Origin of the sequence: Eubacterium barkeri, assembly GCF_900107125.1 — a bacterium.
Taxonomy (GTDB): Bacteria; Bacillota; Clostridia; order Eubacteriales; family Eubacteriaceae; genus Eubacterium_O; species Eubacterium_O barkeri.
The window spans coordinates 96,805-120,395 of record NZ_FNOU01000006.1 but is presented as its reverse complement, the minus strand read 5'-3'; the positions used below and the strand labels follow the sequence as shown (position 1 = coordinate 120,395).

The window sequence follows — 23,591 nt, the reverse complement described above, 5'->3', positions numbered from 1 at the left end:
TCGCTTTATTTTATCACAGTTGTCCTGGAATCTCCACAAAAAAAGGACGCCGCAATGCGGCGATCCCTCGTCCTTAACCCAATGCTTCGATGATGTCCGAGACCGTCTTGATCTTCTCCAAATCTTCATCTGGAATTTTCATATCGAACTCTTCCTCAAAGGCCATCACCAGCTCGATGATGTCCAAAGAATCCGCATCTAAATCCTCTAACAGGTTGGACTCCAGGCTGATCTTCTCCATCGGGATGTCCAACTGCTCTGCTATAATGCCCCGGACCTGTGCAAATTTATCACTCATAACTTCACCTCCATATGGATTAATGATTATTTTGTATGGCTGAGGTTATTTTCCCCACCACATCATTTTCAATAAATATGACGCTTTGCTCAATGGCCTTTTTAATGGCATAAGGGCCACTGCTTCCATGGGTTTTGATAATTCCACCTTTGACACCTAAGAACGGTGCACCGCCAGCTTCATCGGAATCAAATTGTTTCTTAAAAGTCTTCAAGTCTTTTTTGATTAAGGCGCCACCCAACTTGCCCTTGGTCGATCCCATAATGGCGGTTTTAATCCCCCCCATCAGGTAGCTTGCCAGCCCTTCAATGAGCTTTAAGACAACATTGCCGGTAAAGCCATCACACACCATGACATCCGCATCTGTGCTTGGGATATCCCGGGCCTCAACATTACCAATAAAATTCAAGGCATCGTTGGCTTTAAGGAGCTGATAAGCTTCCTTTACCATGATGCTGCCTTTTTCTTCTTCCGTCCCGATATTGATGATGCCCACCTTTGGATTTTCAATACCCAGAACGCTTTCACAATAAATGCTTCCTAAAAGGCCAAACTGGTCTAAATACTCCGCCTTGCAGTCAGCATTGGCACCGGTATCGATGAGGATACTCACCCGATCACCCTTGGGCAGTGCAGCGGCTAAAGCAGGACGCTTGACACCCTTGATCCGCCCAAGCTTAAGGAGTCCGCCGGCGAGTAGAGCTCCAGTACTTCCCGCAGAAATCAGCACACTGTCCGGCTGACCCTTCATGGCATCCAGAGCCACCACCAGGGAAGAATCGGTTTTCCTCCGAATGGCCATGGCCGGTTCTTCATCAAAACCAATGACGCTGTCCGCATTAAGAATCGTGATGGCATCCGTATTGTAGTCATACTTTGCCAGCTCATTCGCTACGATTCTTTCCTTTCCCACCAGGGTCAGGGACACCCCATATTCCTTAACGGCATCCACCGCCCCTTGTACAATGGCGGCTGGGGCATTGTCCCCTCCCATGGCATCCACGTAAATATTCACTGTTAACCTCACAAATCATCGCCCAATCGAGAAAAAAAAGGTTATCGCATTAAACGCCAAAAAGCATTAATGCGACAACCTTTTAGTCTTCTGCGATTACTTCTACATCCTTATAAGTCCCGCAAGCTCTGCATACACGATGGGGCAATTTGATTTCGCCGCATTTCGGGCAAACGCTCATGCCGGGCACGCTTAATTTGTAATGCGTTCTTCTCTTATCTCTTCTTGCTTTAGAGATCTTATGCTTAGGTACTGCCATGATTCCACCTCCTGTTCAGTCTTTGCGCTAAAGCAGATTTTTCAAAGCTTCAAGACGGGGATCGACATCCACCGTATCGTCGCACTGACATGCTTCGCAATTTAAATTTACACCACAACCTGGACACAACCCTTTGCACTCTTCACTGCATAACACCCTAAAGGGCTCATTGATGAAGAGACATTCTTCAACAAAGGGAACCAAATCGATGGTGTCTGAGCCAGCTTCCACAGGGATGGTATCTTCAAAATCGAAATCTACCGCCACAGGCGTTGGCTTAAGACAGCGGGCGCAGGGATAGAGCATGGTCCCCTTCACAGAAAAATCCAGCTCCGCTGACTGCGCATTAAGCCGGTTTATTCTGCCCTGGACCAATAAGCCATCCTGATCTGGCCGTCCTTCAAATTCGTCCCCATAACTTTTGAACGCGTCGGCAGTGAGCCTGAATTCAAAACTTCGGGTTTTTTCGTTTGACAATTCAATAATCATCTTTAACTCCAAATGGGCAATCCTCATTATATATAGGATTGCCCATCTTGTCAAGTTTTTTTCTTTACAGAGACCTTGAAATTACGGATTCCCTTACTTGCTGGTTAATTCCACAGTATCCCGGGCAATCATTAATTCTTCGTTCGTCGGAATGACCATTACCTTGGTCCGGGATTCTGGTGTGGTAATCACCATGGGTTCCCCACGTTTGCTGTTCTTTTCTTTGTCCAGGGTAATGCCCAGGTATTTTAAGCCATTGCAGATTTCTGCACGATCGATACTGGAATTTTCACCCAAACCAGCGGTAAAGATAATGCCATCGACCCCGTCCATGGCGGCAACGTAAGCCCCAATGGTGGTCCGTACACGATAGTGGAAGATCTTAAGGGCTAAGATCGCACGTTCGTTTCCAGCATTAGCAGCGGCTTCAACATCCCGGAAGTCAGAGCTGATACCAGAAATCCCCAGCACTCCGGATTCGTTATTGAGCATTTTATCGATGGCTTCCCGGGAGAAACCCTGTTCCCGAAGATAGAAGATAATCGCCGGGTCAATATCCCCACAACGGGTCCCCATCATCAGGCCAGCTAAAGGTGTCATCCCCATGGAGGTATCCACCGATTTTCCAAAGCGCACGGCGGCAATACTGGCACCATTTCCTAAATGGCAGGAAATCAGCTTCAGATTTTTAATATCTTCTCCCAGGAGCTTTGCCGCTTCCATGCTGACAAAACGATGGGAAGTCCCGTGGAAACCATATTTACGTACCCGGTATTTTTCGTACATTTCATAGGGCAGTGGATAAACATAAGCTTCCGGCGGCATGGTTTGGTGGAAAGCGGTGTCAAAGACGCCAACCATAGGAATACCGGGGAGTATCTCTTGACAAGCCCGAATCCCAATAAGGTTAGCCGGATTATGGAGGGGTGCCAATTCACTGCAGTCTTCCATTTTTGCAATGACTTCATCATCAATAATGACAGAGTTCGCAAAGGTTTCAGCACCATGCACGGTTCTGTGGCCGACAGCGTCGATTTCGTTCAGACTTTTAAGAACACCGCAGGTGGGGTCAACTAAAGCCTTCATGATGATATCCAATGCTTCCTTATGGGTTTCCATAGGACGTTGGAATTTCACCTTATCCTTCCCGGCGGGCTGGTGGGTAACCACTGAGCCTTCAATGCCGATGCGTTCTGCCAAACCTTTTGCTAATACGGCTTCGGTGTCCATATCAAGCATCTGATATTTCAGGGAAGAACTACCACAGTTAATAACCAATACATTCATTGTTTGTTTTTTCTCCTTTTCTCACATCAATATTTAGTTTTTTTATTATTTCTCTTGTATTATAATATCAGTAAACAATGGGCGGTTACAATGCTTTTTTAAAAATAGGCATATAAAAATTTGACCATTCGGAGGAAAAACATGAAAACCCTGGGAATTGTAGCAGAATATAACCCCTTCCACAACGGCCATGCCTGTCAAATCAAGGCCGCCAAGAAAGTCAGCGGTGCGACCCATACCCTGGTGGTCATGAGTGGCAGCGCGGTTCAACGGGGTAGTCTTGCCGTAGTGGATAAATGGACCCGGGCCCGGCAAGCCGTGGAAAACGGAGCCGATCTGGTCTTAGAGCTTCCCTACGCCTACGCCTGTCAAAGTGCCGAAGCCTTTGCCAGCGGGGCCATTTCATTGCTCAATGATGCTGGCTGTCAGATGCTCTCCTTTGGGATGGAGTCCCCCCAAATAGAGCCCTTAGCCACCGTCGCACGTATTTTATGGGAGGAGCCTGCGGATTATCGACGCTATCTTAAACAGGGTTTAGCCAAAGGGCTCAGTTTTCCTGCTGCCCGTGAGCAAGCCATCGCCACGTTGGAAGGTGACCACCCTGCCAGTGTCCTCGCTTCCCCGAACAATATTCTGGCTATTGAATACTTAAAAGCAATAAAGCGTCAGGGAGCCGCCATCCAACCCATTCCCATTAAACGCCAATCCGCTGGATACCATAGCCAGACGCTCCATGGCACCTTTGCCAGTGCCTCTGCCATCCGAAAACATCTTTTAGAGGGACAAAGCGAGATGATTGGAGCTTGTATTCCCTACAATCCAGCGATCCTCTCCCCAAAGAAATGGCATACCCGGGTCCAGGGATACCAGGACTACATTTTAGGCCGATTGCTCACCATGGATTTGGGGGAGCTGCGCCAATACCCAGGTGTATCTGAAGGTTTAGAATTTGCCTTGCATGGTGCGATTAAGAAATGGCATACTTATGAGGACATCCTAACAGCCGTGTCCTCTAAACGCATTCCCAAAAGCCGTATTCGTAGAATTCTAATGCATCTGTCCACCGAATTCACTACGACAGATTTTTCTGAGCTTACCCTGCCTGTATCCTCACCCTACTTTAGAGTCCTCGCCTTCAACAGGGCAGGCCGCCAGTGGATTCGCAGGCTGGCCCAAGAAAGTGACACGCCTGTCATTTCTAATGTTCGCAGTAACCAAACCCAACTGGATATCCGGGGAAGGAGAATGCTTTCCTTCGATTTAAAAGCCACGGATTTATTCTATTTATTTGGTGGTCAGCCCGAAAATATCCATCAGGATTTTACCCAAAGCCCAATTTTTATTGAATCATAATCCAAAGGAGGATGAACACATGTACACAGAAAACAAACAAAAGCTTGCCGATCTTGCCGTCAACATCGGTGTCAATCTTCAAAAGGACCAGCTCCTTGTCATCAACTCACCAGTCGAATGCGCTGACTTCGCCCGATTGGTGGCCGATGCCGCCTACAGCGCCGGTGCCCGGGATGTCATGGTGAATTACGGCGACCAGCGCTTAGCCCGTCTCCGCTACGATCATGCCAGCCTGGAAACCCTTACCACCGTCGCTCCCTGGGTGGTTGGCAAATATTTATGGATCGTAGACGAAAATGCTGCCATTATTTCCATCCATGCCGAAGATCCAACCGTTTTCCAGGGTGCCGATGCTTCAAAAATCCAGGCCGCCTCCAACGCCATCCAGGAGGCCACCGAATTCTATAGCCAGGCAATTTCCAGTAATGATCGCCGCTGGTGCGTCATTTCAGTCCCCACACCGGGCTGGGCAAAAAGAGTCTTTCCGGATTGTACCGAAGCAGAAGCAATGGACCATTTATGGGAAGCCATTTTTAAAACAACCCGTACCGATCAGCCAGACCCCATCACCGCCTGGGAAAACCATGACCGTAATTTTGAGAGCAAATGTGCCTTCCTGAATGACAAGCAATTTGATGCCTTCATTTATTCCAACAGCCTTGGCACCAACCTGACGGTAGGCATGCCGAAAAACCATGTCTGGGCCGGCGGCAGTGAAGTAGCCGCCGATGGCATCTCTTTCTTTCCCAACATCCCCACTGAAGAGGTTTTTTGTGCCCCCCACAAATCCCGGGTGAATGGCCGCCTGGTGGCCACTCACCCCCTCATTTATAAAGGGCAGCTGATTGATGGTTTTGAATTCACCTTCAGAGACGGTCAGGTCGTGGATTACGCCGCCCAAGTTGGGTTAGACGCCCTTAAAAGCCTGGTAGAAGCCAACCCAGGCTCCAACTTCCTGGGAGAAATTGCCCTGGTGGCCCACCACTCCCCCATTTCTGATTTGAACCTGCTTTTCTACAATACGCTTTTTGATGAAAATGCGTCCTGTCACTTTGCCCTGGGTTCAGCCTATCCTTCCTGTATTGAAGGGGGTACTCAAATGCACCGGGAAGAGCAAGAGGCGGCTGGACTTAATTATTCCCTCAGCCATGTGGATTTTATGGTGGGCAGTGCAGATCTCTCTATTATCGGTGTCGATGCGGATGGTCATCAAACGCCTATTTTTGTCAATGGGGATTGGGCCATTTAGTATAGCTTAAATTGAGATAATTAAAAGATTCTTGAAAAATGCTACTGACTTATTTCTCAGTAATTGTATTTTTTAACCATCTGGTAGATAATAGAATCATTATAAAAAAGTGAGGTTTAAACATGAACGAAATTTTTTTGCGGCATTCGGTTCGCCGCTTTTCCGATTTACCTGTTGAATCAGAAAAGATTGAAAAACTATTAAAGGCCGCCATGGCAGCACCCACTGCCGGAAACCAGCGGGAATGGGAATTCATCGTCATCACAGACCCGGCATTATTGGGAAAAATTGCCCTGGCATCCCCCTATGCAAAGTCTGCTGCCACAGCCCCCTTAGCTATTATCACTCTGGCTAATTTACAGACAGCCCATTTTCCTGAAAACTGGGAACAGGACCTTGGTGCGGCGATGGAAAACATTCTCCTGGAAGCGGTTCATCTGAATCTTGGAGGTGTCTGGCTTGGGATTGCGCCGATGGAAGACCGTATGAATCAAATCTCAAAAATCTTTGATTTACCCGAACATATCAAACCCTACGCCATCGCAACTTTAGGGTACCCCCTGGCTTTTCCTGCCGAAGACGGCCGGGACTATGATTTTAGCCTGGTCCATTACAACGGTTATACAAAATAAGAATGAGGCGATCTCACTCACAAGTATCAGCAAACTGCTTTTCTTAAGTGAGATCGCCCGATCCATGCCATTTCTTTAACATATTTGACACCTTGCAAAGAACATTTGGTCAAAGGACATTTGATTTTTCGATTTCTTTATGAATCGTCAGTTTTTCCGGAATACGGTTTATTCGACAGAAATACCGGTAAATTCCCATTGCTTCGGCCGCTTTGACCGTCTCTGCGGTTCTTTGACAAATGTCAAACAAGATTTTTTCCATTACCTGATTCTGAACATACTTAAATGGAACACTCCCCCAAGGATTTTGAATCACATTTTTCTTGAAATACTTCCAAAATGAAATTCGATGCTCATGGGGTAATATCAATTGGTACGTCTCGTGCAGTTTTACCCGTCCGTCTGTACATGTATCCCCCCAAAAGTGTTCGTCCACCATTGATACCCCAATAATTTTTCGCTCATCCTCATTGCCTGGGGTGCAATCCGTCAAAACAATGGCCGAATTTGGTTGTATGTTGGCTGGAATTCGTGGTTTTCCCTTATTTAACCCGCTTAAAAAGCATCCTGTGTCCACATATTTCAAGCCATCAAGAGCCTCTTCAGAAAGATTATAAGCCATCTGGGATTTCGGCGGAATTTTCATTGTATACAGAAGACTCCGATATTGATTCTCCTCTGCAGCTTTTCGTCTCTTTTCATTTATTTTTTGTTCCCAGGCTTTATTTATTTTCTCAATTTTCTTTTGGATTGCAGTATTTTTCAACGTCAAATATCGGGGAACGGCATCTGGAAACAAAAATATTTTTTTGTTTTTTTCAAAGTGTACTGTGATTTTGTTATCACAATGATCCGTTATTATTCCCTTTCCAAAGATTTTGTGATTTACGGCCTGACCTAATAAATTCATGACTCTCCTCCCATAAAATACAAAAAAGCTCTTCCTGCACAACCCTTTTTCCGTCGGCATTCCAAGCTCTTTTGTGTTTGCTGTTTGCTTAAAAAGGTATTCTACCTATCAGGGATGTTACTGTCTTTCATTAATACGAAAGATTATTTCATCCACATCGACCTGAAGTTCAATTTTATCACTCATCAATTCAGGAATATCTTTTACGGTAACCATATCTCCGGGTTTCAATCCGTCGACATCAATACTAATCGTATCAATCATATCTCCCGGCAATGAGGCATAGGGAATTTCTGTTAGGATTTTTTCCATCTGGCCGACAAACTTTTCATCATTTGCAGAAAGGATATGAATAACACTATTCACTTTTTCATTTTCTGTTAATACCTGGAATCTAATATTTAAAATTTCATTGCTTAATGGATCTAAAGATTTTTCTTTGATTTGTACCGGAATAACCTGCCCGTCGATATTCAGTGAGATCTTGCTACCCTCACGTTTTTGACGAACCAATTTACGAGCAACCTTTTCGTCCATTTGAATTGAAATCGAATCCGACAACGATTTACCGAAGACGCTTCCCGGAACCATGCCGAGACGTCTTATTTTCTTTGCTTTTACCGATAAATCCCGTTTTTGAACAGTAATGCTCTCCATTATTCACTACCTCCTGTAGTTTGTGACTTTATATTAATAGCACCTACTGGTGTCATTAACCGTTATTTCCTCACCTATAAAAAAAAGAAGAGCCCTTCATATAACGCTGCCCAGCGTAATACCAAAAGCCCTTCTTCAAGACGGTTCTTTTTGTTTTTATTTTATTGTTTATAGTATAGCATGATTCTTTGGAAAAAGCAAATCCATCAGGAGGAAGTTGCGTTTTACCGTTTATTCTCCCATCCCTTTACCCTCCAAAATATTCCACAGCCAACTGGACAACCCGGTCCGCGCCGCCAAGGACCGTCAATTCCTTCCCCAAAATCTGTGCGTTTTTAGCATAGCCTTTATTCTCGAGTAAAGTTCGCATAATTCCACGAATATAAGGAGGCTCAAAGCAATGGGTATCAAGGACAATCCCCGCTTTGTTCTTAGCAATGCTTTGGGCATTGTAGCGCCGTTCAAAAACCTTTCCAGGACACAAAATCTGGGGAATACCATGGTAAAGGGCATCCATTATACTGTTTTGTCCTCCATGGTTAATGGATAGGCAGCACCGGGGATAAATCTCTGAAAAATCAAAATACTCACCAATATGGATGAACCCACGATGACTTTCCTTCACTCCCGGTGCCACAATAAATACCTCAAAATCCAGTTCACTAAAAACAGGATATAAGGCATTGACCAAGGCCTTTCCTGAGAGGGTTCCCGTTCCCATATAGGCTACAATGGTCGAACGCAGCCCATCCTCGTAATGGGTTTGATGAGCGGAGAAGGGACCAGTAAAGCAGACATTATCCCCAATAATGGGTTCCAGGCGTGGGCTGCTTGGCACGATCCGCCGATCCACCCACTCTAAAATATCCAGACTGGAGTCGACCTGGGGTAAACCCAGGGATTTTAACACACGCTTTACCCCATAGGCCAACCCCGGTGATGCGGCAAAATCCACCTGAGCCGGACGGCTATAGCTTCCAAAGACAGCAGTCCCGGCAAGCTTAGCCGCCGCGATTGCTGCCAGATTAAATTCAGAATAAACCACATCTGGTCGAAAGTCCTCAATAGCGGCCTGGATCTGATGGATCGCCCTTTTAAAATACCCTGGCTGGATATTCCCGCTAATAAACTGGACCTCTTCAAAACTGGAAATTTTTTTATGGCTTTGAATCCCCGTTTTTTCTACCACAGGCAGTAGTCTTTTCCCCATCATTTTGGGCAAGCCCAAGGGTACTGGCGTCTCTAAATCATAGAGGGGATAGTCCGTGGTCCCGTCAAAATTCCCATCCTTAGCCGCACAAAGGGCAACCTGATTCCCCTTTTTTGTAAAGGCCTCAGCCAAAGCCTTCGTCCGGTTAATTGGACCAGACATCTTTCCCATTGCTGCCATGGGGCATATCAGAATGCGCATATTCCCTCCCTGGTTCTTAAATATTTTCTAGTATACCACGAACCATGCAAAATAAGAAAGTCCGGGATTATCTAACAGCATCTACCAGGTCACCATACCCTGCCTCAACCATCTTATCTAAAGGAATAAATCGCAGAGCCGCCCCATTAATACAATAACGAACACCCTGTGGGCCCTCGGCGCTCCCCCGAAATACATGTCCCAAGTGGGAATTCCCCCTACGGCTGCGAACCTCTGTTCGGACCATACCGTGGCGATGATCCCGCTGTTCGGTAACGCCTGATTGCGCAATGGGTGCAGAGAAGGAGGGCCAGCCACAGGTACTTTGGAATTTATCCTTTGAGGAAAACAAGGGCTCCCCGGTTACCACATCCACATAAATACCTGGTTTGTCGGCGTCCCACAAAGGACTGGAAAAGGGGGGCTCAGTTCCATCCTCTTGAGTCACAGCGTACTGCATTTCATCCAGAGTATGGCGAAGGGTCTCCTCCGATGGCTTTACAAAACGACTTAAACGAGATGCTAAATCCCTGGCTTTTGCCATTTTTTCCAAGGAAATATGGCAGTACCCACCCGGATTTTTATCGAGATAATGCTGATGGTATTCCTCTGCGGGATAAAAATTTTCTAAGGGCCCAATTTCAACCATAAAGGGCTTTCCCCCAGCCGCCACCTCCGCCGCTGCCCTTTCCACAGCAGTTTTTTGTGCCGCGTCAAGATAATAAACCCCGGTTTGATATTGATGCCCAACATCATTCCCCTGGCGATCCGCCACCGTCGGGTCAATGACCTCAAAAAAAACGGACAACAGCGTATCCAGGGCTATTTTCAAGGGGTTATAGATTACCTCAACAGCTTCTTTAAACCCTGTTTCCCCGCCGCACACCCTTTCATACTGGGCATCGGCCGCTCCCCTTCCGTTGGCGTAGCCTGCACGGGTTTCTAAAACGCCCGGCAAACCATCCATCAGTTTTTGCAATCCCCAAAAACAGCCACCAGCAAAAATTATTTTTAATCCTTTCGTCTCCATATTCTGCCTCCTTTGTCATTGGTGCTATATTAACATGGAAATCTAAAGAATAACGGGAGGAGGGGACGAACGGAATGTGACTCATTTCGCAAAAAAGGGAGATAAGCTACCCATGATGGTCTTATCTCCCTCAATATTATAAGCAGCCCTCTTCCATTTTGTGGATGATATGGTTAAGGGATTCTTTTAGAATTCCCACCACATGATGGTCATCCAAAGAATAATATATATTTTTTCCCTCTCGGCGGGATTTCACCTGACCGTTGAGCTTTAAAAGTTTCAGTTGGTGGGAAACTGAAGATTGGGAAAGGGTGAGTGCCTCGGCCAAATCGCCCACGCACATTTCCTGGATCGAAAGGGCATAGATAATTTTTACCCGGCTCTCTTCCCCAATTACCTTAAAAAAGGTGGAAAGACCGGTGATGTATTCTGGCTTGATCATTTCCTCCCGGACCCGGGAGATCGCCTCTGAATCGTGCTGTTCCGTGTTCATCGTCCACCGTCCTAGTTTGCCCGGGTGCAAATATATGTGGCTAATTCCCGCAGGAAGGTGGTATCGTGGTCCAGACAATCCAGTGCTTTCAGTGCCCGTACCTCGAGCTCACCAACCTTGACTTCTGAAGATGCCAGACCATAAAGGGATACAAAGGTCGTCTTATGGTTTTTTTCATCACTCCCAATGGGTTTTCCAAGGGATTCCTCAGTCCCGGTTACATCTAAAATATCATCTACAATTTGGAAGGCCAAACCGATGGCATCCGCATAATCCTCAAGGGCCGCCAGCTCCGACTGCTTCGCCCCAGCGATGACAGCACCACATAAAACCGATGCTTTAATGAGGGCCCCGGTTTTATGGGCATGGATGTAAGCCAGCTTTTCTTCCGTAACCTCACCATCCTCTTCACAGAGGATATCCCCGGTTTGTCCCCCAATCATGCCATTGACACCTGAAGCATAAAACAGAATCTGAAGGGCCCGAATATAGCGGGTCATGGCCTCTGTTTCGCTATTAGGTACCCCGGCCAGAGCTGTTTCCACTGCATAATTCAGCAAAGCATCCCCTGCTAAAATAGCAATGCTTTCACCATAGACCTTGTGGTTTGTCGGCTCACCCCGACGGAGATCATCATCGTCCATGGCCGGTAAATCGTCATGAATCAACGAGTACGTATGAATCATCTCCAGAGCACAGGCTAATTTAACGACCATCTGAGAATCCCCTCCCAGGCAACGACAGGTCTCTTTCATTAAAACAGGGCGCAGGCGTTTACCACCGACAAAAAGGCTGTACTTCATCGCACTGATAATGATATCCGGCGAATCAAACTGCTCCATGAAGCAGGCGGTTAATTCCTCCTCGACTTCTGCTGCCAAGGTCTTCATTTTTTCAGAAAATTCACTCATTGGACTTCATCTCCTCCATAAAAGGTTTTTCTTCATCCGACTCTGTCAGAATCATGACCTGATGTCCAGCAGCATCCAGCTCCTTTTCACAGGCCTTCAGTAGCGCCATTCCCTCTTCAAAGCTGGCCAGGGATTCTTCCAGTGCCAAATCCCCCTGTTCCAGGGCTATGGTAATTTCCTCCAAACGATTTATCTTTGTTTGATACGTTAATTTTTCCATCTCAATCCTCCGATACAATAACAGTCAGGTCACCCCCGGCAAAGGTCAGCTTAAGCCGGCTTCCAGGCTCGAGATTCCCCGGGGTTCGAACCAGTTGCCCCTTGGTATCTCTGACGATGACAAAGCCCCGCTCCAGGGTTGCGCGAATATCCAATACGCCCATCCGCTCCCGAAATCCGGAAAACAGAAGGTGTTCCTCCTGTAAGACAGAATGGATGCCACTTATAAGACGGCTCTCAAGATAAGCGAGGTTCAACCGCTCCTTCTCCAGAACGCTACCAGGATTTTTCGCTGCTATGCGGTAGGACAGTGCCTCCATCCATTGGCGATGGCGTTTAAGGGACCCCATCATAGCCTCGGTCAAGCGCAGACGGTAAGCCGCCAGCACCTGATACCGCTCCCGGATATCCTGGGCTACCATTTCTCCAGCCACCGATGGCGTTGGTGCCCGGAAATCCGCCACAAAATCAGCAATGGTAAAATCAGTCTCGTGGCCCACCGCCGATATAATGGGGATATCGGCAAAGTGGATAGCCTCAGCTACGGGCTCTTCATTGAAGGCCCACAGATCCTCCATGGACCCGCCTCCGCGGCCAACGATAATGACATCAATGTCCCCCAGATCACATAGTTGATCGATGGCGGAAGCAATGGAAAGAGCCGCGCCATCTCCCTGTACCACAGTGGGACAGAGGAGGATTTCCACCCCCGGATCCCGTCTGGTAATCACTGAAATAATATCGTGGATTGCCGCCCCACTTGGTGAAGTAACGACCCCCACCCGCTTAATGACCTCGGGCAGCCCCGCCTTTTTTTCTGGATCAAACCAGCCCTTCTTAGCCAGCCGTTCCTTTAAAGCTTCAAATTGCTGAAACAAGTCACCCTGACCGTCGGGCTCCATAGTCCGCACCATCAGCTGGTACTGTCCGCTGGGCTCATAGACCGAAATATTCCCCCGGACCACCACCTTCATCCCATCCTCAGGCAGAAATGTGAGACCTCGGGTATTTCCTTTAAACAGCACACAGCTGATGCGGCTGCCTGCATCCTTGAGATAGAAATAGAGATGACCAGAGCCCTGACGCTTAAAATTTGAGATTTCCCCTGTCACCGTCATGCGTTTTAACACGCTGTTCGTTTCCAAAAGCGTGCTGATATAATGATTGACCTGGCTCACACTCAAATTTCGTTCCATGTTTTATTTCTCCTGTCGATAATGCTCCCACGCCAGTAAGGCCAGTCCCACCGCGTTGTCTGTAGCGTACCGGGGATCTGTAAAAAACAGTTCCATCCCACTGCCCTTCAAGCGATGCTCAATGGTCTTTCTCACGATGCCATTGGCCATGACCCCTCCGGAAAATACCACCTGTCGGATCCCCTCGGCCTGGGCCGATGCCCGGACAGCCCGTTCCAGGGTCTTCCCAATGGAGCGAAACAGGGCATAGGCCACCGCTGATTGGGGTGCGCCGCTCTCTAATAATGCCAGCGCCTGATTTTCCTGGCCCGAGAAATGAAAATTTCGTCCCTCTACCCGGGAAGAAATGGTGAATTGATGGTCCACATCCTGACTGGCCAGGGCTTCCAATGCCTTCCCTGCAGGAAAGCCCAGCCCCATGGCGACACCGATGCGATCGATAAGCTGCCCACTGTTTAAATCCAAGGTCTTTCCAAGGATTTCACAATCATATCCTATTTCCCTGGGGGTGACCTTTAGAATTTCCGAGGTTCCACCTGAAAAATGGACGGATAAAAAGGGAGAAGTAAGGCGATCCAGCTCAATCCCACACCCGTACATTGCCCCCCGAATATGATTTTCCTGATGGCTTAAAGGCAAAAAGGGAATCCCCAGGCCATGGGCTAAGGCACGCCCCTGGCCGCTGCCAACCCGAAAAACAGGCATATAGGAATCCTCCACCGGCCGAGGGGAGACCGAAGCCGCAATTCCCGTTACCTGTGCTTGGCTGAAGTCCAGGGCCTCCAGCATTTCCGGAAGATTTCGGACATGCTGAAACAATGCCTCGGATTGCCGAAGTCCCCTTTCCCCTGCCTTGACCGTTAATACCTGACGGCGATCCGAAAGAAGCTGTCCAACCTCATCGCACAGGGCAATGGATGTGGTATAATTACTGGTGTCAATCCCCAGAAAGCACGGGGTCATTCTGCCCCATCCCCTTTTTGGGTTTTCTTCAATATATTGTCACTGGCAAAATTATTCAAAATACCGTTGATATACTTTGTACTGTCCTCATCCCCATACTTTTTGGCCAACTCAATGGCTTCATTCATGGCAATTTCCTTAGGGGTTTCCATATAGAGCATCTCTGCGATACTCAGGCGCAAAATAGCCTTTTCCGCATTGGGGAGACGATCCAGGGCCCAGTCTTCTTTGAGATATTTTCGAATATAACCATCAATGGTGTCCCGATTCCCAAGAACCGCCATAATGATCCCTTCGGCAAAACCAGTCGTCTCACCGGGAATGCTATCTTCCGATTTTACTTCGGCATCGCCTTCCATAAAGCGCTCAATACAGCGCTCCACATCCCGCCCTTCTCCGTGAAAGGGTATTTGGAATATCCCACGGAGGGCCTGTTCACGTTCCTGGGTTCTTCCCATCTTACTTTTTTTATCTGACATTTTTCACTCTCTCAATAACGTTCAAAAAGGCCGCAAGAGTATGCCTGCGACCTTCTCAGCTTTAGTATTTTCCGCTGCCCTTCACATGGATATTGACTTGGGAGACCTGCTTTCCAGCCATAATCTCCACGGATTCCTTCACCTTGATCTGGGCCATTTTGGCAACCTTCACAATATCCACACCACTGCGCATGATGACGTGGATATCGATTGTGTAGCCTTCTTCGTATTCAACGACTTTGACACCCTTGGACACTGCCGACGGATTCAAAGCATCAATAAGCTCATCTGAAATCCGCATGAACATCTTTTCAATACCATCAACACCTAAAGCGGCCAGATTTGCAATGGAGCAAATCATTTCATTGGATACTTCCTTTGATTGTACATTGGGATTTTCATTCATGTTATCACCACCTATTCGTGATGCTGCCCACACTGGCACCCATCGGCATGGGTCAGCTCTTCTACAACCTTTTCTTCCAATTTGAATTGTTCCCCGCATTCCGGACAGAATACCTCATCCTCTTCGAAGGATTCAAAATCCGTCAGGTAAGCTGATCCGCAGCTGGGGCAGATGACTTCGTACAAATCATCGTCATCCTCATAATACTCGTCATCTTCATCGGCGAAGGCCATATCGTCCTCCAGGATGTACTCCTCCAGGTCCGTCATATCATCATCGATCATCTCCACATAATCTTCGAGTTCATCCTGGGCTTCCATGAGACCGTCGAGGGCATCGGTAATATCATCCAAAACATCTAACATCTTAAGGATGACCTTGCCTTCATTGGTGCTGTCATCCAAGCCCAGCCCGTCAGACAGCCCCTTTAGGTAAGAGACCTTTTCTTGAATATACTTCATCGTAATTATACACGTTCCATGTATTCCCCAGTACGGGTATCTACACGAATCGTATCTCCTTCCTCTACAAATAGCGGTACCGTGATGGTTGCACCGGTTTCCACTGTTGCAGGCTTGTTGGCACCCGTAGCGGTATCCCCCTTAAAGCCTGGTTCCGTCTTGGTAATCTGCAGTGTAACAAAATTGGGTGCTGAAACCGAGAAGGCTTCACCCTTGAAGAACTTAATGGTTGCCGTGTCATTTTCCTTTAAATATTTAAGGGCTTCTTCAACCACTTCAAAATTCAGGGGAATCTGTTCATAGCTTTCCGAATCCATGAAATAGTATAAATCACCATCACTGTACAGATATTCCATTTCCTTGGTATCAATGTGGGCTTTTTGGAATTTGTCGTTGGGGTTAAATGCTTCTTCCCGAATGGCCCCAGTAATGACATTGCGATACTTTGTCCGGACGAAAGCAGCACCCTTTCCAGGCTTGACATGTTGGAAATCCACCACGACAAACACATTACCGTCCATTTCAAAAGTGACACCCTTACGAAATTCTCCTGCTGAAATCATCTATTCTATACCTCCATTTAAATACGCATAATTCTCTATATTATTTATAATAGCACAACTCGTTTTCAAACTCAAACGCTTTACTGTTCTTTATAGGAGTTTTTATATCCACCAACAGCCCGAAGGACCCCGATTAAATCCCGTTCCTCGGTATCAATGGTAAAGCCGGCCGTTACCATGTGCTGGGCTAAGTCCCCAGCCTGGCCATCCCCCGCTTCAAATAGAAGACGGCCGCCATCCACCAGATGGTTTGGTGCCCCCTGGATAATCCGATTATAAAGTTCAAAGCCATCATTACCACCATCTAACGCGAGGTGCGGCTCAAATCCCTGAACATCTAATGCTAAGCCAAGAAGTATCTCCCTCGGGATATAGGGTGGATTGGAAACGATCAGATGAAACCGCCGGTTCTGTAAATTGTCAAACAAATCACTCTGAACAAGCTCTGCCTTTAGCCCAAGGGCATTGGCATTTTCTGTTGCAATGGCTAAGGCCCCCGGGGAGATGTCCCCCAGGACAATATCCACCTCTGGTCGGTATTTTTTAATGGACAGCCCGATGGCTCCAGAACCCGTGCATAAATCCAACACCCTTATCCCATGCCCATTCCCTGGTATTTGTGCCAAGGCTGCATTGACCACGGTCTCTGTATCTGGCCTGGGAATCAGTACCGCTGGACTGACGATAAAATCGAGCCCCATGAATTCTTTCTTACCTAAAATATAAGCCGTGGGTTCATGGGCACAGCGACGTTGAATCAGGGCCTCATATCCCTCAACATCCTCCTCGGTAAGGGGATGATCCGGATGGCTGTAAAAGTATACTCGGCCACAACCAAGGACCGCATCCAATAAAATTTCTGCTTCCAAACGGGGCTGAGGAATCTCTGCTTTATTGAATTGATAAACCGCTTTTTTTAAAGCATCTGTTATAGTCATCATTTTTTTCATTGTAACAAAAAGAAAAAGCCGGTTAAACCGACTCTTACTCTTCGCTCTTTAAACCAAATTTTCTGTTGAAACGTTCTACACGTCCGCCGGTGTCGACCAACTTCTGTTTCCCTGTAAAGAAGGGATGGCAAGCAGAACAGATTTCCACTTTCAGTTCATCTTTGACGGAACCAGTTTCAAAAGTATTTCCGCAAGCACATTTAACGATTGCTTTGCCATACTTAGGATGGATACCTTCCTTCATCAAATTCACCTCATTTCGTATCTTGTATTGATTATTATCATTTTGTATTCTAACAACTTAATTAGTATAGCAAACAACGGGCTAAAAGGCAATTCCTATTTTGAAAATCTTTAAGAATTCTTTTTAAGGAACATTTTAAGGAATTCTTCATTATTATCCGTCCGCTCCAAAGTATTAATCACCTTATCCGTCAGCTGAATGGCACTGGTGGAAGCGTAGCTTTTACGAATATTATAAGTTACCTTCAGCTCCTCATTACTGAGCAGCTTATCCTCCCGGCGGGTTCCGGATTTATGTAAATCGATGGCTGGAAATACGCGCCGCTCTGCTAATTCCCGATCTAAGTGGAGCTCCATATTCCCCGTTCCCTTAAATTCCTCGAAAATAATATCGTCCATACGACTCCCTGTATCAATAAGGGCAGTGGCCAAAATCGTCATACTACCGCCATGCTCAATTTTTCTGGCTGATCCAAAAAACTTCTTTGGAAAATATAAAGACTCGGGATCTAATCCCCCGGACAATGTCCGTCCTGATGGCGCAATCACCAGATTATTTCCCCGGGTCAGTCGAGTAAGGCTGTCCACCAGAACGACAACATCCTTCCCCTGTTCAACCAAACGTTTCCCGCGCTCCAACACAATTTCTGCAACGCGGATATGGTTTTCCGGGGGCTGGTCGAAGGTTGAAAAGACAATATCAGCCTGAACCGAGCGTTTCATATCCGTCACTTCTTCCGGACGCTCATCCACCAGTAAAATAATGAGCTCAATCTCCGGATGATTTTTTGTAATTCCCAGGGCGATATTCTTGAGAAGGGTCGTTTTCCCCGCTTTCGGTGCCGCCACAATCATCCCACGCTGACCCTTCCCCACTGGCGCAAACAAATCAATCATCCGGGTGGATACCACATCCGAAAGAGTTTCTAAGGTAATGCGCTCATTGGGGAAAATCGGTGTTAACCGCTCAAATTTTGGACGATGGGTCACGGTTTCGGGCAAATCGCCATTCACCCGTTCCACATATAAGAGTGCATCATATTTTTCACCTTCATTGGGTTTTCGGATTCTTCCCTCCAGCTTATCCCCGGTTCGCAGATTATAACGGCGAATCTGGTTAGCCGCCACATAAATGTCTTTTTCGCCAGAAAGATAATTATTGGTCCTTAGAAAACCAAAGCCCTCGGAGTTGATATCCAGGATTCCCCATTGAGTCCGCTTATAGCGGTCCATGTCTTCTTTATCCTCGGTGTACATCAAGCTGTTCATTTTTTCAATAATTTCGGTTGTCGGCGTCCCATTAACGATTTCCAAAAATAGCATCGCCGCATATTTTTCCCCTGTTTTAGGAGGGCGTACCTTCCCACCGATGATGTCACCCGTTACCAGTTTGAACTTTTGGATTTGTGAACCAGAAACATAAATGGGCAGCTCATTATCCCCACGATGAATAAACCCAAAGCCTTCGGGCAACACTTCTACCGGTCCTTCAATTTCCACCGCGTCCTGTATATTATCCTTTATCTTGGCATAACGGTTATTGCCGCCATTGCGGCCCTTCCCCTTGTTATTCATGCCTTTTTTAGGTTTTCTTTCCTTATTTTCCCGTGCTTTATAAGACCCACTGGTGGTCTGCTCACTCTCCTCATTTTTGACTTCTGGTTCTGTCTTAGTGGATTGTGGTTCTACTGGCAGCTCTGACTTAGCCTTCACCGCTTGTCCTTCATTTAGAATAGCATCGACCAATTCCTGCTTTTTCATTCGACTAATTTTTTTAATTCCCAGGGCTTCTGCTTCCTGACGCAGTTCCGCCACTGTTTTTTTACTTATGTTTGCTTGATCCAAGGGAACCTCCATCCGAGAATTCTTTAAAGAAAAGAAAAAACTATGAAAAATATTTTGAAGATATATTCAAAATATTATCATAGTTTTCACAATGTGTCAAAAAGGTTATTCGATGTTTTCTTCGCTGGCGGCACGTTTACGTCTTAGCCTGGGCATAAAGCGAGTGACGAAGCTGTCTTCCTTCCGGTTTTTAATATAAATCAATCCAAAGATGGAGAAAACGACAGCACCTACAAAATTGACAAATAAATCGCTCATGGTGTCGATCAGCCCGATATCAATGTATCCAGGCCACTCCTGCCCATTAATCATCACACTGTTAATATCCCAGGTCACGGCCACGTTGGCCCCATCCGGGTTAAGAAACACCGAGCTGACCCAGGGCAGCCAGGTATCCTTTTGCATATCCGTTTTAAACATCATATCCATAAAAAATTCATAAAATTCCCATAAAACACCGATGGTCATCGAAAAACAGAAAGCAAAGACAGCGACAAAAGCCGGGCTTAAGTTAAAGGTAACATTTTCGTTCCGGTTAAGAATATCAATAAGGGAAAATCCGATGGCGGCCATTAGAAAGCCATTGATGGTATGAAGCACAGCATCCCAATGTTCAAAAATCAGGTAATACTCCTGAATTTCCCCAAGAATTTCTGCTGAGAAAATAAAAATGACAATAATCACTTCTAGGGTTGTTGGTAATTCAATGTGAAGCTGCTTATCAACAAATGTTGGAATCATGAACAAGACCAAAGTCAGTACACAAAGAAATACATTATTCCAATTTTGGTTGTAAATTTGCGCAATCATCACCCCGATGACTGCAACCCGGAGGATGACATAGACAAACGCCTTTACCCTCTTTTCAAAACGTTCCTCTTGTTCCCTGGCCGCTTTATTTTTTTTATCCATGCTCTTCCCTTTCTAAAACCCCACCCAACCTAACGAAAATAAAAAAGCGGAAAGCCCTCAATTAGCAGGGTTTCCGCTTACTTTTTGATGGAGCTGAGAGGGGGATTCGAACCCCCGACCTATTGTTACGAATCAATTGAAAATAGCTTATTTCCATAGCTTTTGAAGCTTTCGGCAACAAATTGGCAACCAAATCTTATTTTCAATTTTTCGTTGTAGTTGTATAGTTATTCATACAAACTTGCAATTTAGTATAGCATAGAATCTAACGGTAAAACAGTCTTTTTTAAATTTTACATTCTTCGGTGTTCTCGTACTCCAACATAATCCACCAACGCCATTTCAAGCATACGCGAAAAATTGGCTCCCTTCGCTTCCGCTTCTTCTTTGAGCCAAGAAGGGATTGTAACATTCGTTTTAACTCGACGATTATCCATTTCCATTCTCACCAGATCTGGAAATATAGAAATAGGTGACACGATATTTCCGTCGGTATCTTCTCCAGACAATTGACCTGATGCTTCAGGCAGTGGATCGCCATCTTTTTCCATTCCATAAACGTGGAGTTCAAGGGCCTCCTGTGCCATTTCCAGAGCTTTTTCGAGTGTTTCACCATAAGAAACACATCCCGGAATATCTGGAAAATACACGCTATAATCGCCTTCGCCCGGCTCTAATACAGCCAAATAAGTTACTTTTCTCATTTTGCGTTCCTCCTTCAAAATGGTAGCCGAGTGGTTATTTCCACCCAGCCTGTTTAAGGATGCTATTCAGCGTGCCTTTTTTGATATCACCGGAATGATTTGGTACGGTGACTTTCCCACTTTTCTGTGGGTGCGAAAATTGGATGTGAGAACCTTTTGTATTGACCTCTTTCCAACCTTCTTTTTTTAATCGCTTGATGATTTCTTTTGCGGTCATCGCTTGGCCTCCTTATAAGGATATCATACTTATAATTCATGCGTACGTCAAGTGTTTTATACTTATATTTTATACGTACTCAAGGAATTATTTGAAGGGACACGAACTAAAGCCTCATAATAAGTGCTTCTTGCGAATTTCAAGGCTTGACACATCTGTTTGACGGTATAATTCTTTAGGTTGTTTTGGATGAAGGATACGTATAATGACTTCAAAAAAAACAGAAACCCGGAGACGCGGAAAAATAACAATCGGAACAGATCCGATTTCCGGAAAACCGATTTATAAATGGTTTTCTGGTAAAAGTAAAAAAGAACTTAAACAAAAGATGATGGCCTATGAATTATCAAGAAAGCAATCCCGAAATCACGAGGTCCCCATTCCCTTCTCCGATATTGCCGAGGAATAGCTTAGACTAAAGGAAGGTAGCTGCGAAGAAAGCACTTACATCGGATACGATCTTTTCGTTAGGCATCTCAGCCAATCCTTCGGCCACCCATTCATTCAAACCATCTCAAAGCGCCATATCGACGACTTTTTTATAAGCAAGCAGGGGATTATCACCATCTATGGTTAACAAACTTCAAATCACAGTTAAATCCATTTTTTTCATACGCCATCGAAGAAGATTATATCGTGAAAAATCCGTGTGCCGCAATGAAAAAGAAAAAAGATATTGCGCCAAAGGTAAATGAGCCATATGACGCAGAAGAAATACAAAAGGCCATCCAGCCGCAGTCTCACATAAAGACGGATTAGGGCCACTTATCATCCTAAAAACAGGTCTGCGCCGCGGAGAACTACTGGCACTGAAAACTAAGGACTTTGACCTATTACTAAAAAAAGTGCCGTGGCAACTTTTTGGCAACTTTTTACCCCAGATTACGCCAGATTCTGAGGGTTTTAGAGAACGCACACTCAACACTTGAGTGATAAATAAAAAAAGCGGAAAGCCCTGAATATCAAGGGTTTCCGCTACTTTTTTGATGGAGCTGAGAGGGGGATTCGAACCCCCGACCTATTGATTACGAATCAATTGCGCTACCAACTGTGCCATCCCAGCAAATATCCACATTCTTTCGGATGCAGATTAAATAATAACAGAAAAAACAGGTGCCGTCAATAATAAAAACGGTGCTTTCAACGAAAGAAAGCACCGTTTTTCATTCCATCGTGCTTAATAGGGAAGGAAATTAAGGGGATCCACGTAATTTTGGTTGCTATCGATAAAGCTAATGTGGATATGGGCACCCGTTGAGTTCCCAGTACTCCCCACATAGGCGATGACATCGCCCTGATTGACATAATCCCCCTCGGATACGGCCAGGGCGCTGTTATGTCCATACAGGGTGGTATAACCATCATTATGGGCAATCATAACCGCATTACCATAGCCCCCCCAATATTGTGACAGGGTGACAACCCCACTGGCAGCGGCGTAGACCGGTGTCCCGTAGGATGCGCCGATATCCAACCCCTGATGATTCGTACTCCCGATACCACCAGGAGATTCTCGATAACCAAAATAATCTGTGATAATATAACAATCACTTGGCCAGATGTAACCTGAAGAGGATGCCGCATTGGAGCTTCCGGAGGAGCTACTACTGTCCGAACTGCTGGATGATGAGCTATTATTTGCCGCGGCTTCAGCTTGGCGCTGAGCTTCTTCTGCCTGGCGCTGACGCTCTACCTCCGCCGCTTTTTCTGCTGCAATTTTAGCTAAACTATCTTCAGCCGCCTTAATTTCTGCATTCTGCTTTGCCACTTCTGTTTTGTATTCTTCAATAATGGCGTTATTTTTTGCCAATAACTCATCCTGCTGAGCCTTAATAACGTTTTGTTGGCTCAGAAGTGTTTCCTGCTCTGCCTTAGCCGACTCCGTCTGGGCTTTATTACTTTCGATGGTTGCCTTTTTCTTTTCGATTTCCTTCTGGGTCTGTTCCAGCTGTGCTGCTGAATCCTGGTCGGCCTGAGCAATGGAAGCGACCATATCGGCCTTGGAAATCAAATCCCCAAAATCTGTTGCAGAAAAGAGAACCTCCATATAGCCTTCATTGCCATACATATACATCACGCGAAGCCGCTCTTCTAACTCTTTTTGCTGCTGGTCACGCTTTGCTTCTGCTTTCTGTAACTCGTCCTCTGCATTCTTCTGCTGGGTGCTTAAATCGCTAATTTTGCTGTCCAAATCATTAATCTTCGTGGTTAACAAGGTAATCTGTTCATTGGCCTTATTAATTTCTGCGGTGATGCCATCAATGGTGGTCTGGGTCATATCCACCTGATATTGAGCAGCATCTTTCTTCTGGGTAGCCTCTGCTTTTTGTTGATTCAGTTCATCTTCTGTTGCTGCCGCCACAGAGGTTGCAATAATGGTCAGGCAAAAGAAAAAGGTAAAAATAAATCCAAGTCGTTTTAAATGCTTCATGTTTCCTC

29 protein-coding genes and 2 tRNA genes are annotated in these 23,591 nt (G+C 46.0%); 4 read left to right on the top strand and 27 right to left on the bottom strand.

The annotated features are described in order from the left end of the window. Positions 1-73: 73 nt before the first annotated feature. The 5 genes from acpP to BLU30_RS05460 form a co-directional block, all read right to left on the bottom strand. Positions 74-298, bottom strand: a complete 225-nt coding sequence (acpP, locus tag BLU30_RS05480) for an acyl carrier protein (protein WP_090244263.1) — start codon at positions 296-298, stop codon at positions 74-76. Between the two features lie 19 nt (positions 299-317). Then, the gene (gene plsX / locus BLU30_RS05475) at positions 318-1,313 is read right to left on the bottom strand and encodes a phosphate acyltransferase PlsX (protein WP_090244261.1); all 996 of its coding nucleotides are present in this window, start codon (positions 1,311-1,313) and stop codon (positions 318-320) included. A gap of 82 nt (positions 1,314-1,395) precedes the next feature. Then, positions 1,396-1,572, bottom strand: coding sequence for a 50S ribosomal protein L32 (gene rpmF / locus BLU30_RS05470; RefSeq protein ID WP_090244259.1), 177 nt, complete (start codon positions 1,570-1,572; stop codon positions 1,396-1,398). 27 nt (positions 1,573-1,599) lie between these two features. After that, on the bottom strand, positions 1,600-2,061 hold the full coding sequence (locus BLU30_RS05465) for a YceD family protein (RefSeq protein ID WP_207647989.1): 462 nt from the start codon (positions 2,059-2,061) through the stop codon (positions 1,600-1,602). A 93-nt stretch (positions 2,062-2,154) separates the two neighbouring features. Continuing rightward, on the bottom strand, positions 2,155-3,348 hold the full coding sequence (locus BLU30_RS05460) for an acetate/propionate family kinase (protein WP_090244255.1): 1,194 nt from the start codon (positions 3,346-3,348) through the stop codon (positions 2,155-2,157). A gap of 141 nt (positions 3,349-3,489) precedes the next feature. Here BLU30_RS05460 and BLU30_RS05455 point away from each other — a divergent pair, with 141 nt between their 5' ends. From BLU30_RS05455 to BLU30_RS05445, 3 genes are all read left to right on the top strand, one after another. Then, a complete protein-coding gene (locus BLU30_RS05455; protein WP_090244253.1) occupies positions 3,490-4,701 on the top strand; it encodes a nucleotidyltransferase in 1,212 nt (403 codons plus the stop codon). Between the two features lie 19 nt (positions 4,702-4,720). Beyond that, positions 4,721-5,950 carry an aminopeptidase gene (locus BLU30_RS05450; RefSeq protein ID WP_090244251.1) on the top strand — a complete coding sequence of 410 codons (1,230 nt, stop codon included), beginning with the start codon at positions 4,721-4,723 and terminating at the stop codon, positions 5,948-5,950. Positions 5,951-6,072: 122 nt separating this feature from the next. Further along, the gene (locus BLU30_RS05445; protein WP_090244248.1) at positions 6,073-6,582 is read left to right on the top strand and encodes a nitroreductase family protein; all 510 of its coding nucleotides are present in this window, start codon (positions 6,073-6,075) and stop codon (positions 6,580-6,582) included. 109 nt (positions 6,583-6,691) lie between these two features. Here BLU30_RS05445 and BLU30_RS05440 read toward each other — a convergent pair whose 3' ends face one another. From BLU30_RS05440 to BLU30_RS05350, 20 genes are all read right to left on the bottom strand, one after another. After that, positions 6,692-7,492 (bottom strand): hypothetical protein, encoded by an 801-nt coding sequence (locus BLU30_RS05440; RefSeq protein ID WP_090244246.1) that lies wholly within the window; start codon positions 7,490-7,492, stop codon positions 6,692-6,694. Between the two features lie 117 nt (positions 7,493-7,609). Continuing rightward, the gene (locus BLU30_RS05435) at positions 7,610-8,149 is read right to left on the bottom strand and encodes a 50S ribosomal protein L25/general stress protein Ctc (RefSeq protein WP_090244244.1); all 540 of its coding nucleotides are present in this window, start codon (positions 8,147-8,149) and stop codon (positions 7,610-7,612) included. A 247-nt stretch (positions 8,150-8,396) separates the two neighbouring features. After that, positions 8,397-9,560 (bottom strand): glycosyltransferase, encoded by a 1,164-nt coding sequence (locus tag BLU30_RS05430; protein ID WP_090244242.1) that lies wholly within the window; start codon positions 9,558-9,560, stop codon positions 8,397-8,399. Positions 9,561-9,627: 67 nt separating this feature from the next. After that, on the bottom strand, positions 9,628-10,590 hold the full coding sequence (gene msrB / locus BLU30_RS05425) for a peptide-methionine (R)-S-oxide reductase MsrB (RefSeq protein WP_143024206.1): 963 nt from the start codon (positions 10,588-10,590) through the stop codon (positions 9,628-9,630). 136 nt (positions 10,591-10,726) lie between these two features. Next, positions 10,727-11,083 (bottom strand): ArsR/SmtB family transcription factor, encoded by a 357-nt coding sequence (locus tag BLU30_RS05420; RefSeq protein ID WP_090244241.1) that lies wholly within the window; start codon positions 11,081-11,083, stop codon positions 10,727-10,729. Between the two features lie 11 nt (positions 11,084-11,094). After that, positions 11,095-11,994: a polyprenyl synthetase family protein gene (locus tag BLU30_RS05415; RefSeq protein WP_090244239.1), complete on the bottom strand. Its 900-nt coding sequence runs from the start codon at positions 11,992-11,994 to the stop codon at positions 11,095-11,097. Next, positions 11,987-12,214 carry an exodeoxyribonuclease VII small subunit gene (xseB, locus tag BLU30_RS05410; RefSeq protein WP_090244237.1) on the bottom strand — a complete coding sequence of 76 codons (228 nt, stop codon included), beginning with the start codon at positions 12,212-12,214 and terminating at the stop codon, positions 11,987-11,989. Before xseB ends, BLU30_RS05415 begins: the two co-directional genes overlap by 8 nt. 1 nt (position 12,215) lies before the next feature. After that, positions 12,216-13,409 (bottom strand): exodeoxyribonuclease VII large subunit, encoded by a 1,194-nt coding sequence (gene xseA / locus BLU30_RS05405; RefSeq protein WP_090244235.1) that lies wholly within the window; start codon positions 13,407-13,409, stop codon positions 12,216-12,218. 3 nt (positions 13,410-13,412) lie between these two features. Continuing rightward, positions 13,413-14,372 (bottom strand): Kae1-like domain-containing protein, encoded by a 960-nt coding sequence (locus BLU30_RS05400; RefSeq protein WP_090244233.1) that lies wholly within the window; start codon positions 14,370-14,372, stop codon positions 13,413-13,415. Continuing rightward, a complete protein-coding gene (gene nusB / locus BLU30_RS05395) occupies positions 14,369-14,851 on the bottom strand; it encodes a transcription antitermination factor NusB (RefSeq protein WP_090244231.1) in 483 nt (160 codons plus the stop codon). The genes BLU30_RS05400 and nusB overlap by 4 nt, the downstream gene beginning before the upstream one ends. Positions 14,852-14,912: 61 nt before the next feature. Further along, positions 14,913-15,257 carry an Asp23/Gls24 family envelope stress response protein gene (locus tag BLU30_RS05390; RefSeq protein ID WP_090244229.1) on the bottom strand — a complete coding sequence of 115 codons (345 nt, stop codon included), beginning with the start codon at positions 15,255-15,257 and terminating at the stop codon, positions 14,913-14,915. 11 nt (positions 15,258-15,268) lie between these two features. Further along, entirely contained in the window at positions 15,269-15,718 is a 450-nt protein-coding gene (locus BLU30_RS05385) for a CD1247 N-terminal domain-containing protein (RefSeq protein WP_090244226.1), read from the bottom strand. Between the two features lie 5 nt (positions 15,719-15,723). Then, entirely contained in the window at positions 15,724-16,281 is a 558-nt protein-coding gene (gene efp, locus BLU30_RS05380; protein ID WP_090244224.1) for an elongation factor P, read from the bottom strand. A gap of 80 nt (positions 16,282-16,361) precedes the next feature. Then, positions 16,362-17,222, bottom strand: a complete 861-nt coding sequence (gene prmC / locus BLU30_RS05375) for a peptide chain release factor N(5)-glutamine methyltransferase (protein WP_176770834.1) — start codon at positions 17,220-17,222, stop codon at positions 16,362-16,364. A gap of 43 nt (positions 17,223-17,265) precedes the next feature. Continuing rightward, the gene (rpmE, locus tag BLU30_RS05370) at positions 17,266-17,475 is read right to left on the bottom strand and encodes a 50S ribosomal protein L31 (RefSeq protein WP_090244219.1); all 210 of its coding nucleotides are present in this window, start codon (positions 17,473-17,475) and stop codon (positions 17,266-17,268) included. 110 nt (positions 17,476-17,585) lie between these two features. Beyond that, positions 17,586-19,319 carry a transcription termination factor Rho gene (rho, locus tag BLU30_RS05365; RefSeq protein ID WP_242873520.1) on the bottom strand — a complete coding sequence of 578 codons (1,734 nt, stop codon included), beginning with the start codon at positions 19,317-19,319 and terminating at the stop codon, positions 17,586-17,588. A gap of 105 nt (positions 19,320-19,424) precedes the next feature. After that, positions 19,425-20,231 carry a DUF2238 domain-containing protein gene (locus tag BLU30_RS05360; RefSeq protein WP_090244217.1) on the bottom strand — a complete coding sequence of 269 codons (807 nt, stop codon included), beginning with the start codon at positions 20,229-20,231 and terminating at the stop codon, positions 19,425-19,427. An 88-nt stretch (positions 20,232-20,319) separates the two neighbouring features. Beyond that, positions 20,320-20,391, bottom strand: a tRNA-OTHER gene (locus BLU30_RS14210). A gap of 133 nt (positions 20,392-20,524) precedes the next feature. Continuing rightward, the gene (locus tag BLU30_RS05355) at positions 20,525-20,935 is read right to left on the bottom strand and encodes a type II toxin-antitoxin system HicB family antitoxin (RefSeq protein ID WP_090244216.1); all 411 of its coding nucleotides are present in this window, start codon (positions 20,933-20,935) and stop codon (positions 20,525-20,527) included. 34 nt (positions 20,936-20,969) lie between these two features. After that, the gene (locus BLU30_RS05350) at positions 20,970-21,152 is read right to left on the bottom strand and encodes a type II toxin-antitoxin system HicA family toxin (RefSeq protein WP_090244214.1); all 183 of its coding nucleotides are present in this window, start codon (positions 21,150-21,152) and stop codon (positions 20,970-20,972) included. A gap of 205 nt (positions 21,153-21,357) precedes the next feature. On the opposite strand from BLU30_RS05350, the gene BLU30_RS05345 reads away from it, so the two are divergent. Continuing rightward, a complete protein-coding gene (locus BLU30_RS05345; protein WP_090244212.1) occupies positions 21,358-21,561 on the top strand; it encodes a hypothetical protein in 204 nt (67 codons plus the stop codon). Between the two features lie 578 nt (positions 21,562-22,139). Here BLU30_RS05345 and BLU30_RS05340 read toward each other — a convergent pair. Both BLU30_RS05340 and BLU30_RS05335 read right to left on the bottom strand, forming a co-directional pair. After that, positions 22,140-22,215 (bottom strand) — tRNA-Thr (locus tag BLU30_RS05340). Between the two features lie 114 nt (positions 22,216-22,329). After that, positions 22,330-23,583: a murein hydrolase activator EnvC family protein gene (locus BLU30_RS05335; protein ID WP_090244210.1), complete on the bottom strand. Its 1,254-nt coding sequence runs from the start codon at positions 23,581-23,583 to the stop codon at positions 22,330-22,332. Positions 23,584-23,591: the final 8 nt, after the last annotated feature.